The organism is Pedococcus bigeumensis, from assembly GCF_006438965.1.
GTDB classification, from domain to species: domain Bacteria; phylum Actinomycetota; class Actinomycetes; order Actinomycetales; family Dermatophilaceae; genus Pedococcus; species Pedococcus bigeumensis_A.
Genome location: NZ_RCZM01000003.1, coordinates 416,580 through 434,751 on the forward strand (window position 1 = coordinate 416,580; position 18,172 = coordinate 434,751).

The following is an 18,172-nucleotide window of genomic DNA, read 5'->3' on the forward strand; positions in this document are numbered from 1 at the left end:
GGCGTCGGCTCGGGCTCGAGGTGCGGCGTCTGGCCAACCAGTTCGCTCATCCGCGTGGCCACCCCCGGGCGTCTTCCGGCTTAAGGGGGGTGCGGCTGGGTCCCATAGTGCGAGAGCAAAGGGGCGGTGAAGGGTCCGCGTTAGGGGCCCTTCAAACCCAGGCCCCTGCCCGTCTTGGTTGTCGCGGCACCCGGGGTTGGTTGCGCTAAGTGGCTCGTGGCCTCAGGACGACAGCGACCGTCGGGGTGATGTCAGATCGAGTGATTCTGCGACATCTCTAACCCGGTCAGCCCACGAGGGTCGCTTTGTACCGGATAGCCGCAACGGTCGTAAAACGCCCACAAGCGTCAGACCCCTCCAGCACACTGTTGCCTGGCAGCCGGGTCGAGTAGCAGGGGAGGCAACGGCGATGGCAGATGTGGCTCAAAGCAGCACAATCGAGTTGCTGCAGTACCTCCATGATGCCCTCGCCTCCCACTTCCACATGCTGCATGCTAAGCGGGCCAGCTTGGAGCCAAGTTCGCCTGTATTCGCGCTTGAACACGACCTGTCGCCTGAGGACGTTGACCTCCTCAAGACAAGTGTCCGCGCAGCGGTGCAGACCGGTCTGGGAGCGCGTCACCGACAATGTTGGCTGCCATTTGTCGTGTATGCGGCGGAGTCGGGCTACGACTACGTCGGTGACGAGTACTGGCGGAGCTTCGAGCGGTCCACGCCGGGATGGCGGGACGACCACCGATCTTGGATCAAGATGTGGTTTCAGAGGTTCGCCACCGAGTATGGCGGTGCTGTTCCGACGGGCGCCTTCGCCTCGACCTTCACGATCATCGCTTGGCCCATCACACACGGCGTCCTGCCGAGGTACCTTCAGCGTCAGCTTGCCCAACTGCTGTTCGAGTTCAGTGGCGCGCTCACGTCGGACCTGCTTGACGATCCGGCGGCGCTAGGGCTTCGCCTGGCGCGTCGAGCATCGACTTACACGGAGAGGTTCCGCATCTTCTGCGAGAACACGACCCTCGTGGGACAGGTGGCCACTGCACTGCTGTCCGGGAAGGACGAGCCGACCCCCTACCTACTGCCGTCGACATTGGATCGGATTCTCGCTGATCTGTTCAAGGAACACCAAGCGCGCCACTGGCTGAAGTCCGCGCAGCAATCCGCCACCCGTGCCCGTGGCTTCCGCTCGGTCAATTCAATAGGCCAGCCCAGTAGCAAGGACAGGGCACTATCACGGGCCTCCGATCCTCGGCTCATCCTGAAGTTCGAAACCGAATGGAACGGTTACGCCGAGTTGCCGGACCTGACACCGCTCGGAGTGGGGCTTCCTGATGTCTTTAGCCAACTCCGAACCTCGCGTGGGCTTGTAAACGGGGGCGCGCGACATGTGCCGCCAAGTGGGCTTCTCTATCCAGGGCAGGAGGTGCGCTTCGCAAATTGGCCGCGCCCTGATGCTCCGTTCTTACAACTCGACCGGGCTGAGGAGGGCGTTAACCGAGTCTTGGCCGACCAGTGCGCTATCAGCCAGGGGCCTTGGTGGCTCTTTCGGCGCCAAGGGTCCGGCCTGGCCCTAGAGGTCAAGGGAAAGTTCGTCCGACCAGGCCACCGCTATGTCCTGGTCGGAGCGGGCTCGGTCGAAGCCCCGCAGGTGTCGTGGGGCAGGGAAGTTGCCCTCGCGGCCGAGGGTGCCCGCGCCTACGAACTCGTCGTTCCCGAGCAGATCAATGAGTCGGATGAGGCCGTGCTCACGGCCAGCGGCATCGGGGTGGTCTCGCACGTCTCGATCCGTCCGGTCGGCGTCGTCGCGAGCGCCTGGGATGGGGAAGGCGATGTCGAATGGCTGGCCGGAGAGCCAGGCATTCTCGGTATTCGGTCAGACCTACTGCCCAAGCACTGCCGCCTAACGATTGATGGTGCCGTGTACCTTCTCGACTGGTCACCGGAGCACGTCGAGCTCCTGCTTTCGCTTGAGGGTCTACCCGTTGGCAGCCACTCCGCGACGGTCTCTCTGCTTGGAGATAGTGAGCGACAGGTGGCCACGGGTTCACTCATCATCACTATCCGCGACCCGCGAATCCGCCCTGAGGGCGCATGGGTCGGAGAGGGCATCAGGATGCTGGCGGCGCCCGCCCGCCCGACCCTCAGCGAGTTGTGGGACGAGCGGGTAGGCCTCACCATCGACGGGCCGACGGGTTCTGAGGCTGAGCTTGTCGTGACTCTGCGCGACGCAAACGACGTGCCCCTTGTAGACGTAAAGCGCTCGATCAAGCTGCCGGTCGACGAGGACCAGTGGAGGGCGACCGCTAGGGCGCTCCGCAAGGACCAGCGCTTCAGCGATGCATACGACGAAGCGGAGTCGTGTGTCGTGACCGTGTCTAGAGAAGGCATCGGATTCGCGTCGCTGACGTGTGAGCGTGGGTTCCAGCCGCTGCGCTGGCGCTTCGCTCGAACGCACGATGGCGCGGTCATCGCGCACCTTATAGACCGCACGGATGGAGGGAACACCACGATCCAGTTCTTCGACGTCGAGACTCCTCTGGTGCCTGTGCCGAAATGCGCCGATGCCCCGATCCCCGTTCCCCCCCGTGGTGGCCTCGCAATCGCACGCTCCGGCGAATCGGCAGCAGCCGTCATTCTGCCGACCGATCCGAACACGGTCTTCCGGCTGCCCCGCGCCATACCCTCGGTTTCGGCAAGGACCCGCACCTCCAACGAGATCCGCCGTCTGGCAGCAGGTCACGCTGAGTGGCTGGCGGCGGACCTCCCGGCCGACGCGTTCGCGACCTACGAGCAGCAGTTGGTCGGCGACGCGATTGCACGGGCAATTGGGACACTCATCGGGGGCGGCCACTGGGCCCAACTAGAACGGCAACTGGCCACGGCTTCTGACCCCGCCGATCACCTCGAAGCCATGCAGGCCGCGGTTGGTGCATCGGCGTCCCAGAAGGAACTGGCTTCAACCATCGCCTTCAGCCTCTATAGGTGGCTCACGCCGGACGCCCTACTGCTGGGATTCGACAAGGTCATTGCGCCCCACCTCGCGGCCTGTGGCGTCATTCGTAAGCCAGGTGCAGCTCGGTTCCTGCTGATGCTCGCCGGTCGGCCGGGATACATCGGTGAGTGGGAGGCCAGTGAAGCGGACTTCCTTATCAACCGTGTGCTGCTGTCGCCCATGCTGTACCGGGCTGCGAGGTTCGCCGTCATAGGGACGCGGGCACTCAATGATGCCGATGGCGTGGATAGGAGCTTCTGATGGGGGTCACCAGGCTAACGGCAGACGACGCATCCGTTCTGGCGGTGGAGACGTTAGGACTCGACTCCGGCTCGATCGAGCTGATATCAATCGAGGGCATCGCTGCATCGCTCCGAAGGGCCGCGTCGTTCATGTGCCCTACGAGCCCTAGCCGCCTGGTTGACGCCGTCTTGGGCGCCCTCCGTCCCCTTGCTGCAACGGAGGTCGAACGCACCGACGTCGCTGATGTACTGGAACTGCTGGTCGCATCGGGTGACCTTCTGGAGCTCCGTCAGGAGAGTGGCCGGTCCATTCGTTTGCTTTACCTTGCTCCACCCTCGTACATCGAGCGGCGGCCGGGGAGCTTCTTGCTCATGGGGATTCGGCCATTCGGTATCTCGATACTTGAGGGCGAACTTCGGAAAGCGATCGAGTACGAGGGCCACACCCGGGTGCTAGAGCTGGACCCGGATACCGGGGCGGAGCAGTTGCGGCAATTGGAACTCCGGCCCGTCAGGAAGGACCGCTGGGTGTCGACTCCGGCTCTCGAAGCACCACCCGGTCTCATCGAGCGTTATCGAGCACGTTTGGACGTGTCGGGAGATGCGGGGCGGCTCGATGGCCTTGTGATTCTCGACGCGGAATCATCAGTCCGCTACTACCGAGGACGTTGGCGGGCACCGACATCACGCGACAACGGCGACATGGTTGCGCGCCGACCGCAGGCCTATGGGGCTGACCTATGGTGTCTAATCCGGTTCGAGTCCGGTGTGCCCGGGCGGCTTATGGAATTTCCAGCGGATGACCCCGTCCTGCCGGGCCGTGATGAGGCGTGGCGCTATCAAGCCGCGGTGGATGCGCTGCGCGGCGCGCCGCAGCGATTCCGTGTTCGTCGTGGGTCGACGCCCGAAGACGACACGACTTTCGACTTTTTCGGGCCGTTGCCAGGTTTTGCGGCCAGATATCTGCAGATCGCAGGACTCGCGCTCGGAAAGACCCAGGGCGCGCTGTTTTCGTTCCGCGTCCCGCTCGCGGCAACTCAAGACGTGAGCGCGTTCTTGACTGACATGCTTTGGATGGACCAAGAGGAGGCAGCACGTGGCGTCTGAAGCCCCGACGATCGCCGAGACGATCGACGAGATACAAGCGGCCCTGCGGGACTACATCGAGGCGACTTACCACGTCGGCAACCCCACCGTGATTGAGCAGCGGCGGCAATTGCTCAAGACGGAGGGCGTGCTCTTTAAGGCGCCATACATCGAGAGCACACCCCGCTACCAAACCAATCGTCGGTTCGGCGATCTCGAGCTCAACGCCGCCGTCCACCAGTTGTTCGGCATGCTTACCCAGAAGGTTGGTGACCTCGACCGTCTCCTCTATGACCCGCCGTACACACACCAGGCCGAGGCGTTGGAGTGGACCTCCCGAGACGGTAAGAGTTTGGCGATCACCACCGGAACTGGCTCTGGAAAGACCGAGTCCTTCCTCCTGCCCATGCTGGCTAAGTTGGCAACGGAGGCAGCACAGCGACCCGCATCGTTCCAAGCGCCCGCAGTCCGGGCTCTGATCCTCTACCCCATGAACGCGTTGGTGAATGACCAACTCGGCCGACTCCGTCTGCTCCTCGGCGATGCTCGCGTCACGACGCAGTTCCAGGCGTGGGCAGGTCGACCGCCGAGGTTCGCTCGCTACACGAGCCGCACGCTGTATCCGGGAGTGCGGACAGTTAAGAAGGACCAGCAGCGCTTGGGCTCCATCGAGGACTTCTACATCCTCCTTATCAACCAGGCAGCCGACCCAACGTCCCCCTGGCACCAAGAGGCTAAGGCGCTCAAGGACAAGCTGGAGAAGCGCGGCAAGTGGCCTGCCAAGCCGGATCTCAAGGCATGGTTCGGCCAAAAGGGATCTCGCTGGCAGGACAAGGACGGCAACTTCGTCCGTGCTGTCATGCAGCCGGATGATCCGGAACTCCTGACTCGTCATGAGGTCTTGGCTGCACCCCCGGACGTCCTCATCACGAACTACTCAATGTTGGAGTACATGCTGATGCGGCCGCTGGAGCGCCCGGTTTTTGACCACACGCGCCAGTGGCTTGCCGACAACCCCGAGGAGAAGTTTCTACTCGTAGTCGACGAGGCACACCTCTACCGGGGCGCAGCAGGTGCCGAAGTGGCGCTCCTCCTCCGTCGCCTTCGCGCCCGCCTTGGGATCTCGTCCGAGCGACTTCAGATCATCACCACAAGCGCCAGCTTTACGACCGCCGAGTACGCGCGATCATTTGCCGCCCAGCTGACAGGAAAGGATCCCGACGACTTTCGGACGGTAACGAGCAAGTGGGCGCTCCGCGATGGGGCATCCACTGGTTCGGCTACGGACGCTGCCATGCTGGCTGAGTTCGCCCTGGACGACTTCTACGCGGCAGAGACCGATGCCGAGCGCGCGGCGGTCGCATCAAGGGTCTTAAGTGAGCGTGGCGTAGGGGATCTGGACCGCGGCATCGGGTCATTGTTGGATGAGGCCCTCGGTTCATACGGGCCGATGAGCCTGCTCGTCAACGAGACTATGCAGAAGGCGCAGCCGCTCAGCGAACTTGGCAATGTCATCTTCCCGGGCGTCGACGCCCCAGTAGCGGACAAGGCCGTGACAACTCTCGTGGCGCTCGGTAGCGCGGCAAGGCGGAGGCCCGATGAGGCTGGTCTGCTGCCCTGCCGCGTGCACGCCTTCTTTCGTGGCCTCCCTGGACTTTGGGCCTGCCTCGACCCCGAATGCGATGCCGTAGATCGACACACCCTGCCACCTGCCCTCGGACCCATCGGCAAGTTGTTTGCCCAGCCTCAGGCAACGTGCGATTGCGGCGCTCGTGTATTCGAGTTCTACACGTGTCGCCACTGCGGGTCGGCCTACGCGCGGGCCTATACCGACAGTCTTCAGGACCCGTCCTTCCTATGGCACGAGCACGGAGGTGCATTCCAGAGCACTGCTGGTGCGATCCCGGAACTGTTCGCATTGGACCTCCTACTCGAAGAGCCGTCCGCCGGACAGGTAGAGGTTGTTGAGATCGACCTCGTGACCGGCCGCCTCAATCCGCCGAAACCACCAGCCCGAAGCCGAGTCGTGTTCATCCCCAAGCTTCGCAGCGGCGAAACGGTCACCGGCGACGACGAGGATGACGACGCCGATGACCGGGCCGAGGCCACCGGAGAATTCAAGCCTTGCGGCGTGTGTGGTCAACTGGCTGGTTTCGGACGTTCATCGGTCCAGGACCACCAGACAAAGGGCGACCAGCCGTTTCAAGCGCTGGTCACTCGCCAAATCGAGGTACAGCCGCCGAGCGCCCCGTACTCGGACTTTGCCCCCTTGCGGGGTCGCAAGGTGTTGGCATTCTCCGACTCGCGTCAGGTCGCCGCCCGGCTCGCCCCGAACTTGCAGGCCTATTCGATGCGCGACGTGATTCGGCCCCTGATCCTGAAGGGGTGGACCGACCTAGCCGCCCAACCGGGCATCGGCGAGCAACTCAGCCTTGAGCGGCTGCATCTGGCTGTGATGGTGGGAGCGAAACAGCTCAGGGTGCGATTGAGACCCGAGTTGCGTCAGGCAGAGTCGCTTCACGTCTTGGGCGATGTTGGCCGAGCCATCGACAAGGGCGCACTAACCGGCAACATCGCCGCCACGATGGAACTACTGATGCTCACAGCTCAGCCGCCTCAAGCACTCCTTCGCGCGATGTACCTGACACTCACCGACAAGTACTACGGACTGACGTCTCTGGGACTCGCGTCCCTGCGCGAAAAGGCCAGCATGACTGATGAACTGTTGGCCCAGTTGCCCGCCATAGATGGGGTCGCGTCCAGCAACGATGAACGGCTCGCACTGCTCCGCCTGTGGCTTGCCCAGTGGTCGACCCCGGCACGCGGCATCTGGTTTCCTTCGATGACGGAGGAGTGGTGGCGGCAGAAGGGCGGCGTCAAGCCACACTCGGGCAGGTTCCAGATCATTGAGCGCTGGCTCGCCACTCCGGCGGCCAAGAAGGTCTTCAAGGAGTCGTGGCTTCCCACCCTCCTCACCAAGTTCTGCGAGCAGACGGGTTCGAAGTACCGGATGTTGGCGGGCAACGTCGGTCTCGACCTCGGCGGCATGTGGGGCTACTGCGAGCGCTGTCGCTTCACGCAGCGTCCGTTCCCTGGATCGTCCAAATGTGTGAGCTGCGGTGCTGACCGCGTCCGGACCCTCGACCCGGAGACGGACGAGGTTTTCCAAGCACGGAAAGGCTATTACCGGGGCAGCGCAGAACGTGCGCTGCGGACGCCCGAGAAGCAGATCATGAGCATCATCGCGGCCGAACATACCGCCCAACTCAACGCAGCCCAGTCCGACGCCGTCTTCTCGCGCGCAGAAGAGTACGAACTGCTGTTCCAAGACGTCAACGTGGGCTTGCCTCGCCCGGGAGAGCATGAACGGGCAGCGATCGACGTGCTGTCTTGCACGACCACGATGGAGGTCGGCATCGACATCGGCAGCTTGTCAGGTGTCGCTCTACGCAACATGCCGCCGTCGCGAGCCAACTACCAGCAGCGAGCTGGTCGGGCGGGCCGCCGAGGCAATGCGATCGCGACCGTCGTGGCGTTTGGAAGCGCCGACACTCACGACGACCACTACTTCCGCAACCCCGACCTCATGATTCGCGGTCAGGTCGACGACCCGATCTTGACGCTGGACAACGACGAGATTGCTCGACGGCACCTCATCGCATATCTGCTCCAGCGCTACAACGAAGACCGGCTACCTCAGATCGAACCCGAGGATCAGCCACAATTGTTTGCGGTGCTGGGAACAGTTCGCGGCTTTGTCGGCACGACCTCACCGCTGAATCGCACCGACTTCGAGGAGTGGTTGAAGGAGCACGAGGCGACCCTTCAAAGCGATGTCGATTCGTGGCTGCCCGCGGAACTGACGATTGAGGATCGAAGAGGGCTCCTTGGCGGGCTGGTATTCCGCACACTCGACGAGATCGATAAGGCACTCGACATAGAACCGAACGGCAAACTGCCCGAGCCCGAGCGAGGCGACGTGACGCCGGAAGCTGAGGAGGTCGACGAGGGCGAGTCAGGTGAGGATGGTGCTGAACTCCCCAGCGAGCATCGAAGCCAGACGAACCTTCTTGACCGCCTTCTGTACAAGGGAGTGCTGCCTCGATACGCCTTTCCAACGGACGTTGTCGCCTTCCACGTCTTCGATCGGGACAAGTCGGAGCCGTTTCGCACTGAGTTCCGCTACGCACCGAGCCAAGGCCTGCCGGTCGCGCTAAGCCAGTACGCTCCGGGCAAGGTGGTGTGGATCGACAACAAGGAGTGGACCTCCGGCGCGATCTACGCCCCAGTTCACAAAGAGCGGTTTCAGGCATGGCGCGACAAATGGCTCTACTTCGAGTGCCAGGTCTGCCACTACGCCAAGCACTTTCCGTATGACCAAGCCGAACGCGGCGAGGAGCGTGATTGTCCGGCGTGCGGCGCGGTGGGCAAGTTTGGTAAGGCGATGAACTGGATGCGCCCGCCCGGCTTTGCCCACCGCGCGAATGACGAACCTGGTACCAGCCCAGACGATGCCCCGGCGAATAGCTATGCAACGCGGGCCAAACTGGTTGCGGAAGGCCCGGAGGAAGACGAAGCCTGGGACCACGTTGCGGATCGTGTGGAGCAGACTTATCGCAGGGACAAGCTCCTGGTCACCAACACGGGCCCCCGCGGCGAGGGCTACAGCTACTGCACACGATGCGGCCTGATCGAGCCCACCAAGGGTGCAACCGGAATCGTCGCGGGGACCCACCCGAAGCCGTATCCCGACGAGCGGGAGCCGGATTGCCAGGGCTCGGCGGCAACGCGGGGCCTGGTGTTGGGAACGGACTTCATCTCGGACGTCCTGCTCGTGCGCTTGACGGTCGAGGAGCCGATCACCCTGCGACCTGAACTGCTCTCGACCCAGGTGGCCCTTCGAACCATCGCAGAAGCGCTCACCATTGCGGCCACCGGAGAACTCGATATCGATGCCAGCGAACTTCAAGCCGAGTACCGTCCGGCGCTTACCCCTGGCGGGAACCACGGTCTGGAGGCGGAGATCTACCTGTACGACACCTTGGCCGGTGGCGCGGGCTTCACTCGCCGGGTGCATGGCTACGGCATCTCGATATTCCAGAAGGCGCTGGAGCGGCTGGAGGCTTGCCCGGCCAATTGTGACGCCTCGTGCTACCGGTGCCTGAGGAGCTTCCGCAACCGGTTTGAGCACGGGCTCCTAGACCGCAAGGTCGGTGCCGCGCTCCTTAGGTACGTCCTTGACGGCACCATTCCGACGCTCGACGCCGTGCGTGTGAATCAATCGATTGACAGGCTCCTGGCTGATCTACAGAGCCGCGGTATCGAGGGCGTGGAGTTCTTGAAGAACCAAGCAGTCGAGATCGATGGCCTGGGCACCGTCACGGCTCCCATTCTGGTTCGCGACAAGGGTCGTGAGCGCATCTTCTACATTCATAGCCCGCTCACGCGCGACAGGCCGCCCTCCCGGGACCTATGGGACGCCAAGGAGTTGGGTGGTGTACCGGTGTACCCGATCGACGATCTGGTGGTCATGCGGAACCTACCCGTCGCCAGCCAGCAGGTACTGCGATGGCTGACCTGATAGAGCCGAAGAGCTTCGATACTGGAGTCCTCTTCGGACGTGCGCTACTGCCCGAAGGTCCCGCGATGTGGAGTTACTCGTCTCTCAAGGAGATCGAAACCTGCCCGCGCCGCTATGCCTTGTCCCGTGCCGACTACCCAGAGCTGTGGGGGCAGAACGGTTATCCGCGCGTGCCCGTTCCGGCTGCTATCAAGGGGGACGTGGTGCACGGCGCGCTCGAAGCAATCGTAAGAGCGCTGGTCAGGGCGGGATGCTCGTCCACGCGATCGGCCGATGCGGTTGCGGTCCTGCGGGAACTCGGAGGATACACAGAGGTCGCTAAACGGGTGCTCGCGGCACAACTCGCTCGACTTGACGGGAACCCGCGCCTCAGCAGCGAGCGGCGAGAACAACTTACTCGCGCCCTTAACGACTGGTTACCCGAAGCACGCGAGCAGATCCAGACCTACCTCACTCGGATGGAACTTCATCCCGGCGCAGACGCTCCCGTTAAGGCGGCCACAACGCCAGGTGGATCCGCGACTCGTCATGCCGCGCGGCGGGGTGATCACCCCGAGCGAGAACTCGTGGCGACTGATCTGCGCCTCAAAGGTCGAGTGGATCTCTTAAGCGTTGACGCGAACGGCGCCTGGATCACGGACTTCAAGACCGGCGCGGAGGACCCGACGCATCACGACCAGCTCAGGCTGTACGCACTACTTTGGGTGACCGACACCATTGCCAACCCGGACGGATTAGATGTATCCGCCCTAGTTGCTGCCTACCCGACTCATGAGGTTGAAGTGCCGGTTCCAAATGCCAGTGAGCTTTCGGGACTCGAACGCGAAATCATCGCCAGGATCGAAGCAGCAGAGGCGGTCGCCACGTCTGATGTGCCCACTGCCGTGGTTGGTGAGCACTGCGGGGTGTGCAATGTCCGAGGACTTTGTGACAGGTACTGGACGACGAGCGCGCCAAACACGGCAGAAGTGGCCGACGGGGATTGGTACGACCTCCAGGGAACCGTCGTGCGGGAACACGGCGTCAAGAGTTGGGTGCTACGCGAAACGAAATCGGGTCATGAAGTCTTGGTGCGGACACCCACTCCGTCGTTTGCGCTGCCGATCGGCCTTGAGGTTCGTGTTCTTGGTGCGCGACGGACCGTTGATCCCGACGACGAGGACTCTCTGATCGCTGTGCTCACCGGCTTCTCGGAGGTACTTCGGCTTGCGGGCTAGCCCGTCACGCCTCGTGCCGAGCGCGGCTTGGCATCGGCAGGTCTCCATTATCGGTCGGTAAGGGGACGCGGGCCCCATGCTGGATCGGCCGGACCAGTCGGTGCTCACGCATCGTCTCCCGGACTTGATCTTGGGCTGCGCGGTTGCGCGCCCACCGATCGAACCACCAACTGGCCACTGCCTCTCCGGCGTCGTGCGGTTCCGGGTCGAGCAGATACTGGGGCTCTGGGTCGATACCGAGCGAGTAGTCGCGCAAGTTCTCGACGAGCGGCACGCCGTACAGGATGCGTTCACGCCCATGCTTGAGCAGGTCGTTGGCCGACCAGCCGAGCGAGGCTAAGCCAAGCCGTACTTTGCGCAGGCGTGGACTAACGCCCTCGCCGAACAGACTGTTAACCCGGACAAGCCCACCGGTGTGCTCTGACAGCCGCACCAAGGCTTCAACGGTCTCATCAGAGAAGTGTGAAGTCCCGAACGAGCGCGAGCGACCAAGCTTGTGGAAGCCAATTCGGGACTGCTCGGAACCACCGACGGCGGAGGCGGGCCAGAACAATCGGTTGTACTGACTCGATCCAGTCCCATACAGCGAAGTGGTTCCCACGAAGGCCAGTCGAGCCTCCCGGGTGATCGGACGACCGGCCATTGCCGAAGCTATCTCGCTCGGGCGCGAGTACTTGGCCCGGTAGGCCCCCAACATCTGCGGTGATGCAGCCAAGGCCCCAACCAGCTTGCCTGCTGCCAAGGAGTTGTATGGCGCAACGGCGCCGCACACGGTGAGATCCGCGATGACAGTGCCGACGCGCTCACCTCGGGCCCGCCGCGATATCCGCCCGATCTGCGCTTTCGCCCTCGGGTCAGCCAGGGCCTTGCGGAGACCGGCAGCGGTGGGCCTATCGCCTAAGTAACTGCCCAACAGTCTTTGAATATCGAGAGTCTCCGCGAGGACTGATGATCGCTTTGAACGAAAGAGATGCGATTCGGCTCGCTCGACCCAGGCATCGGTCTGGATGTTGCGAACTTCGCGGATCGTCCCCCCACGATGGTGTTTCGCCCGATGGCGCTCTGCGTCGGCCTTGAGCCGAGCGACGACATCCTGCGTCGGGGCCTTCAGGTCGTTCGGTTGCAGCACACCGTCGCGAAGCAGGTCCTCGACATAGAGTTCGCGCTTCTGCGTCTTGATGCGTCGCCCCAGCCAACGAGCCACTTCATCCGTCGGTTCACGTTCCAGGGCCGCAACGAACTGCTTGGTGTCCCAGCCCATCCAGGTGTCACGTTCAGCAATTTGGACGACGGGACTGGAGATCGCAGCCAGGCCGATCACGGCGTGATACTGCGTAGCAGCGTCACGGATCAGGATGGGCATGGAGCGCCCGGGCACGGTCGAGTAGGCATTCGACCAGGTGTGACGGAAGTAGCGCCAGACGTCATGCAACCTGAAGCCGGTTAGTTCGCAGATCGCGGAACCATCCACGATCTGGATGTACGGCTGGATTGTGTTCCGATCGTCAAGGTTTGCCTCAAGCGAATCGGCAAGTTCGCGCCCATCACGCATCAGGTTAAAGATTGACACCAGTCTGTCGTTGTACTGATGGGGCCGTTCCATGCCTTCCACGAACCTGCGCACGCTTGGCTGCCGAAGCTGGGCGTCACGGCGAAGGTGTTCCTGTCGCCGGATGCGCGCTTTCTCGGTGGCGCGCTCGGCCTGCGTTTCGGGAGGGCTAAGGAGGGGCCCATGCCTGTCCACCTGGGCTGTCCAGCCTTGATCGACCAAGTCGATAACCGTGTGTGCGGCTGCGGCCAGCCGTGGTTGGTTGTAGATGTCACCGAGTTCCGCGGCGGCAATCCAGAAGGCGTGATCGAGTCCCGCGTCGGCGTCGAAACCCGCACGCGCGAGCAGAGTGCACAGCCGGGTGAAACCGCGTCGCTCTTTCGCTGTTGCTCCCGGTGGAAGTGCCAGCGGGATGTACTTCGAGTCGTCTTCTCTCATGACTTCTGCAGCATCCGTCCGTAGGTGCTACCCCAAGCGTGGAGAAGATCATCCAGGCGGTGGCCCGCCCGTTCCATCTGGACCGCAGTTCGCGCGAACGACAGCAGGAGCAATTCAATAGAGGTCCGGAGCTCCGCTGCCGCCTCGCTGTCGATGGACTGCAGCGGCTGATACAGAGCTGAGAAGGCTGGATGGTCGGTGTTGAGGGTTAGCGAGAGCGTCCGCTGCGCAAGCGTCGAGCGAAACATCACCTCCATCGGGAGCACATCGGACGAAATTCGGTACTGGATGGCGCCCCCTCTCGCGCGTGAGGGGATAATCGGTAGGTCCGGGTCGACCGCGGTCGCGATGCGACACGACGCCTCGGCAGCGGACTGAAACTTCAGATCCTCGAATGCCTGGCGCACCTTCGCGTTCAGGAGGCGGGCGATCGATTCTAGTTCGGGCTCTATGGCATGGCGGAGTGCCCTCGAAGGGCGGATGCCCTGCTTGTTGATCGTGATGCCAAAGTGCTCGTCAAGGATGGGGTCAAACTCGATCTCGCAGCGCCACCAGTCGTCATAGTTCTCCTTGCGCTTGGAACCCATGAGGTGCCAACCGCTCGCGATTTCACGACCCGCGCGCAGGATCGAGACACCCCCGCCGCCGACGATCCCTACCCGCCGCTTCGTCACGTTATCGAGGTGCTGCCAGCGCTGCACTGGGAGCATGGCGAAGCGCACCGTCACGACGGAGGAGTCGCCCCCGCTCGTCTCCAACTCGTACTCAAGCTGATCGAATGCCAGGCTGGCGGCAGCACCCTCAAGCTTGGTCGTGAGCAACATGGGATCGACCGCCTCCACCGGTGACCCATTGATGGTCATGTTGAAGCCCGCTGTGAGGAAGCGCCGGTACATACGTCCGAGGTCGCGATGCAGAGACCGCTCCAGCCACGCCAGTCGGCGATACTCGATGCGGTCACATTCCATCCAGCGCACTCGACAACCGGAGTCGCTGGTGCTGAAAGCCCCGCGGTGAGCTCCGATCGCGGGATCACTTCCGGCCACGATCGCATCGACGTCGAGGGTGACGGACTGCTCGGACTTGTGGTTCTGCCACGCGGTCACCTCCACGCGTCGAGCCTGGCTGAGGCTCGCTGCGGGGAGACCCATGCCGAAGCGACCGAAGGACTTCCGCGCGTCGAAGCGGGTGGAGCCCCCGAATCGCAGGCACAGTTCGAGTTCGACCTTGGACATGCCGACGCCGTTGTCTTCCACCACGATCTGGGGAAGAGCGTCCGATGTGATGCGGCTGATCGTGATGGCGACCGCGGTGGCGCACGCCTGCAGGGAGTTATCGACTAGTTCAGCCAGGGCCGTTGAGATGCTCAGGTACCCAGACTCACGAACCGCCCGAATGAAGTTCGCGGAGACCAGGAGATCGTCAACTCGTTCCGGTCGTCGGCTCATGACTCTCCGTATGTCGTGGCGAAACTGTCTGGGGTCAGAGTAGCTGCCCGTCTGGCTGGTGCGCACCTTGTGCGCGAGTCCGAAGCGTCACGTCACCCGCGCACACGAATGGTCACCGCTATGCGCTTGGTGCGCCCCGGCTCGGTTAGGTCGAGGCCCTGCCCATTGGCGAGGATGAGGCGCACCGTCGGCCTCGAAGCGCCACCCGTCACAGCGTATGGCTGGGCGCTGCTCAGCCAGAGAACCTTGCCGGTGCGCTGAAGGTCGAACTCGACCTGATGACTGTCCGTGGTCACTGTAAAGCGTCGATCGTCGACCTTCGTGCACTCGATCGTCTCGCCCGTAAGGGCGCCCGGCATGGGCGACAGCGACTTCAGTGAGTTGATCCCGAGCACCTCCAATGAGGCGCACTTCTCGCCTTCGAGACGCGCCACGAGGGTGCTGATTTCGTCGGGTGTCTGGATGGCCGCCATGGCGACATCCTCCCCCAAGTTGGCTAGGACTTCTGCGGCTAGGTGCGGGTTGACCAACGACACAGGCATTCGCTTGAAAGGATGTCTGAGTGGCAACTCTTCAGGAACCTACTCGTGAGCTTCGCCGACTAGCGAGTCGCATCGATGTGGGCATGGGCAGGTACCTTGCCCAGCGGGGAACCTGGGCGCTCACCACAGAGTGGGAAGCGCTGCGCTATGGGTGGTCTCTGAGCAACCTGGCACTCCGGCACGCAGAAGCCACCATCACGCTTGCTAGGACAGACATGGCCCTGGCTCCGTCGGCATGGGTGACTGCACGGGCAGCAACCGAGGCGGCCGCCCGCTGTCTGTGGCTTCTGCAGCCAGAGGACGAGTGGCAACGCGAGGCCCGATGGCTGGCCCTTCTACACGAAGGTGCGCGTCTCGGAACGCGCAGCGAGACAAGAGACTCGCATCGGATCGTGGCCCAGTCGGAGCAGATCGGCGCCTTTGCAACGGCCGTAGGTGCCAAGCTTCCCCGAGGTACCGCTGTCCCCGGCATGGCATCGATCCAGAGCATTTTGGCGGAAGAGGGCTCGGGACTCGCCGAGTTCTACGTGTTGGCGTCGCAGTACACCCACGCAGCGGAACTAGCAACGAGGTCTTCGCGCGCCGACCTAGGCACCGACGCGGCATACGGAGACTTCGCAGGGCCGTCGGATTGGCTGCAGCCGGTATGGATGGCGTGGCTCTCCTTCCGGGTGACTGCAGTTCGCCTCATCAATCTCAGTGGCAGTGGCACGCCGGAGGCCCTGGCGCTGGTCGACCATCAGGTGACTAAGACGCGAGACGCCCTTGTAACGGCTCTGCAAACGCAAGGAGAACCGCTGCGGTAGTCGGCCTACAGTTCTCGGTCCACACTCGAAACCAAAAGGCAGGGCGGCATGCTGCGCGATCTACTCATGCGGTTCGAACCGCGCGACCGCGCGACCCGTCTGAAGGGTCGCGGCGCAGAACTCAGGGGTCTGGCAACCTGGGAGGTCTCCCTCTCCGAGGCCGACACTCAGTTCCTGGCACAGGCGTTCTCGGAGAGCCACGCCGTCGATGAGTGCTTCGAGAAGGTTCCTGGCAGCGTCAGTTTTCCTGACGGATCGCGCTTCCATGCCTGCCGGGTCAATGTTGTTTGGGACCCAAACGATTGGTCCAGGATCTGGATCGACTACATCGCCGTTGGCGAAGATCCGGACGCTCCCAAGCGAGACGTGGAAGTTGCTGACCTCGACGACGACCTCACCGCACGACTGGGGGCGGTGTGGCATCTCTGGCAGGGAGGTGTCACGAAGCCCGAGCACGTCGTGCTGGCGATTGCGGCGGGCTTCGAGCCGGGCGAGGTCAAGGACTTGTCCGCGGGTGACCCCGAGGCGTTCGAGGACACAGCCCGCATGATGGCCGGGCTTCGAGGCGAGGACGTGATGAGTGTCGAGGATGGGTGGATAAGGCTCTATTGAGGTATGTGGCGGCAGGCGGCGGTTCGTCGTCGCGTCGGGGACCGCGCGCTGGGTTCGCCGAAAGATAGGGATTTTCCAATTTCTGCTTATCTCTTGCTATGGCATGGGGTCGCCCCGTCGACCGCGGGGGTATACAGATTTCTGTATACCCCCGTACTTTTCGCTACAGGGCGTCGGAGGCGAAGCGCAACGGAGACCTGCCCAGCCGTGGCTACACGCCTTGGGGGTCGGTGGTGGTAGCCCAGAAGGGCTGACCAGGGTGGTGCAGCGCGACCACCGCGTCGGCTCGTGTTCGTAGTCGCTTGCTGACCAACCCTGGGGTCAATGTCAGCACGGTGACTCCCGTCTCAACCGGAAGACGAGCGAACGCTCCGTCGTTGCTGGCAACGACGAGTATCGAGACGCCCCTGCGAGCCAGGATGTGGCCGTAATGCAACAGTTGTCGATCCGCCCCTTGCGAGCGCAGGCCACCACTGATCACCGTGATGCCGATGGCCGCGAGCATCAGGCGATGCTGACGGTAGGTCCCTCGATGTCCCGCGGCGTAGAGCAGGTTCGAGCCGCCGCAGTGCTCGATGATTTGCTTTCCCAGCGCGTGGTCGGCATCCACTCCCGCCGTGACGTTGTCCAAGTCCCATAGCAAAGCCGTGTGACTGCTAGGCCCATGAGCCTTGCCTCGGAGTCTCTCCGGCATCACCGCGGGCGAACCTCGTCAGGCGGTTGGCCGACCTCAACACCCGACGAGGCCGAATTGGCCGCCCCATAACCGTGATCGAGGTTGGCTGGTTGGTCGACGACGCGCTCCCACGCGCGGAACGCCCGCAGTGTCATCGCCGCATCGCGGCGCTGCCCGTCGATCTGCGCTTTGTGATAGCCGCCGGGCCCTGTGCCGACCCCCTCCATGCGGGCCAAATTGTCATGAGAGCGCAGGACGGCCCCAGCGAGCATGGCCAGCACAAGGCGGTGGTCCAGTGTGGCCCGCAGCGTCCCCTCCAGGGCCCCAGACAGGGTCAGCCCGTTGCTGTCGTCTTCGACCCCTGTGCTCGCGCGGGCTGCGGCGATGATCGCAGTGATCGAGGCCTCCTCGATGTCGGTCATGTCCGCGAGCACCCGCGACAACACGAGGTGTGCCGTCCTTGCTGTGTCGTGGGCTTCACTGTCAGCCGGGTTCAGCGCGATGAGCAGCCTGAGGGTGTCCAGGCGCTCCGGATCGAGGAGCGCGCTCCATGGGGTCCGGGTCATCGTGCAGCACCCAGCCTCACGGTGCTTGAGCGTCGCCGGTGTCCACTCGGATGAGCGGCCTTCGCGACCCGGCCCATTGGCCAGTCGCCGGTCTCGACGGCAGCGACCGTGGCGCACCACCGTGCCTGTCTTGAGACGGGGTCGAAGAACGTGCGAAAGACGCCTGTCACGTCGGTCGTGACCCGCCTCGGATTCATGCGTTCACGAATTCTCGTGGCGACCTGACGTGCGCTATCCGGCGGCGTGGCGTCGGTAGCCAGGTCGCGGGTGTGCCCGTCCACGCCAAGTCCGCCGATGAAGTGTTCGGACAGGACGGGGCAGGTTCGGACAGGTCAGGAAAGGAGGTGAACGCGAGACCTGGACCGGGCGGAATTCCACGCCTGAAGTTTGAAGTGAAGCCTTGAGGAGCCACAGCTCTTC

At 63.3% G+C, this 18,172-nt stretch carries 11 protein-coding genes; 6 read left to right on the plus strand and 5 right to left on the minus strand.

Annotated elements, in window-relative coordinates; all coding sequences use genetic code 11:
- Positions 1-409 precede the first annotated feature (409 nt).
- Genes EAH86_RS10405 through EAH86_RS10420 form a run of 4 tightly spaced genes read left to right on the plus strand, consistent with a single transcriptional unit; the run spans position 410 to position 11,115 of the window.
- Positions 410-3,250, plus strand: a complete 2,841-nt coding sequence (locus EAH86_RS10405) for a hypothetical protein (RefSeq protein ID WP_140740151.1) — start codon at positions 410-412, stop codon at positions 3,248-3,250.
- Complete coding sequence (locus tag EAH86_RS10410) at positions 3,250-4,338, plus strand: hypothetical protein (protein ID WP_140740153.1); 1,089 nt, start codon at positions 3,250-3,252, stop codon at positions 4,336-4,338. The genes EAH86_RS10405 and EAH86_RS10410 overlap by 1 nt, the downstream gene beginning before the upstream one ends.
- A complete protein-coding gene (locus tag EAH86_RS10415; RefSeq protein WP_140740156.1) occupies positions 4,328-9,898 on the plus strand; it encodes a DEAD/DEAH box helicase in 5,571 nt (1,856 codons plus the stop codon). The genes EAH86_RS10410 and EAH86_RS10415 overlap by 11 nt, the downstream gene beginning before the upstream one ends.
- The gene (locus EAH86_RS10420; RefSeq protein ID WP_161988626.1) at positions 9,886-11,115 is read left to right on the plus strand and encodes a PD-(D/E)XK nuclease family protein; all 1,230 of its coding nucleotides are present in this window, start codon (positions 9,886-9,888) and stop codon (positions 11,113-11,115) included. Before EAH86_RS10415 ends, EAH86_RS10420 begins: the two co-directional genes overlap by 13 nt.
- 4 nt (positions 11,116-11,119) lie before the next feature.
- Here EAH86_RS10420 and EAH86_RS10425 read toward each other — a convergent pair whose 3' ends face one another.
- From EAH86_RS10425 to EAH86_RS10435, 3 genes are all read right to left on the minus strand, one after another.
- Complete coding sequence (locus EAH86_RS10425) at positions 11,120-13,102, minus strand: Druantia anti-phage system protein DruA (protein WP_140740162.1); 1,983 nt, start codon at positions 13,100-13,102, stop codon at positions 11,120-11,122.
- The gene (locus tag EAH86_RS10430) at positions 13,099-14,550 is read right to left on the minus strand and encodes an ATP-binding protein (RefSeq protein WP_140740165.1); all 1,452 of its coding nucleotides are present in this window, start codon (positions 14,548-14,550) and stop codon (positions 13,099-13,101) included. Before EAH86_RS10430 ends, EAH86_RS10425 begins: the two co-directional genes overlap by 4 nt.
- Positions 14,551-14,642: 92 nt before the next feature.
- Positions 14,643-15,023 (minus strand): hypothetical protein, encoded by a 381-nt coding sequence (locus tag EAH86_RS10435; RefSeq protein ID WP_140740168.1) that lies wholly within the window; start codon positions 15,021-15,023, stop codon positions 14,643-14,645.
- 461 nt (positions 15,024-15,484) lie between these two features.
- On the opposite strand from EAH86_RS10435, the gene EAH86_RS10440 reads away from it, so the two are divergent.
- Both EAH86_RS10440 and EAH86_RS10445 read left to right on the plus strand, forming a co-directional pair.
- A complete protein-coding gene (locus EAH86_RS10440; protein ID WP_140740170.1) occupies positions 15,485-15,898 on the plus strand; it encodes a hypothetical protein in 414 nt (137 codons plus the stop codon).
- 48 nt (positions 15,899-15,946) lie between these two features.
- Positions 15,947-16,510 (plus strand): hypothetical protein, encoded by a 564-nt coding sequence (locus EAH86_RS10445; protein ID WP_140740173.1) that lies wholly within the window; start codon positions 15,947-15,949, stop codon positions 16,508-16,510.
- 211 nt (positions 16,511-16,721) lie between these two features.
- Here EAH86_RS10445 and EAH86_RS10450 read toward each other — a convergent pair whose 3' ends face one another.
- Entirely contained in the window at positions 16,722-17,141 is a 420-nt protein-coding gene (locus EAH86_RS10450; protein ID WP_140740177.1) for a hypothetical protein, read from the minus strand.
- Between the two features lie 62 nt (positions 17,142-17,203).
- A complete protein-coding gene (locus EAH86_RS10455) occupies positions 17,204-17,752 on the minus strand; it encodes a hypothetical protein (RefSeq protein WP_140740180.1) in 549 nt (182 codons plus the stop codon).
- Positions 17,753-18,172: the final 420 nt, after the last annotated feature.

What these genes read in the sequence shown, in the direction of transcription:
- EAH86_RS10405 (WP_140740151.1), top strand. Translation starts at nt 410, where the DNA reads ATGGCAGATGTGGCTCAAAGCAGCACAATCGAGTTGCTGCAGTACCTC.
- EAH86_RS10410 (WP_140740153.1), top strand. Translation starts at nt 3,250, where the DNA reads ATGGGGGTCACCAGGCTAACGGCAGACGACGCATCCGTTCTGGCGGTG.
- EAH86_RS10430 (WP_140740165.1), bottom strand. Translation starts at nt 14,550, where the DNA reads ATGAGCCGACGACCGGAACGAGTTGACGATCTCCTGGTCTCCGCGAAC.
- EAH86_RS10455 (WP_140740180.1), bottom strand. Translation starts at nt 17,752, where the DNA reads ATGACCCGGACCCCATGGAGCGCGCTCCTCGATCCGGAGCGCCTGGAC.
- EAH86_RS10435 (WP_140740168.1), bottom strand. Translation starts at nt 15,023, where the DNA reads ATGGCGGCCATCCAGACACCCGACGAAATCAGCACCCTCGTGGCGCGT.
- EAH86_RS10420 (WP_161988626.1), top strand. Translation starts at nt 9,886, where the DNA reads ATGGCTGACCTGATAGAGCCGAAGAGCTTCGATACTGGAGTCCTCTTC.
- EAH86_RS10445 (WP_140740173.1), top strand. Translation starts at nt 15,947, where the DNA reads ATGCTGCGCGATCTACTCATGCGGTTCGAACCGCGCGACCGCGCGACC.
- EAH86_RS10425 (WP_140740162.1), bottom strand. Translation starts at nt 13,102, where the DNA reads ATGAGAGAAGACGACTCGAAGTACATCCCGCTGGCACTTCCACCGGGA.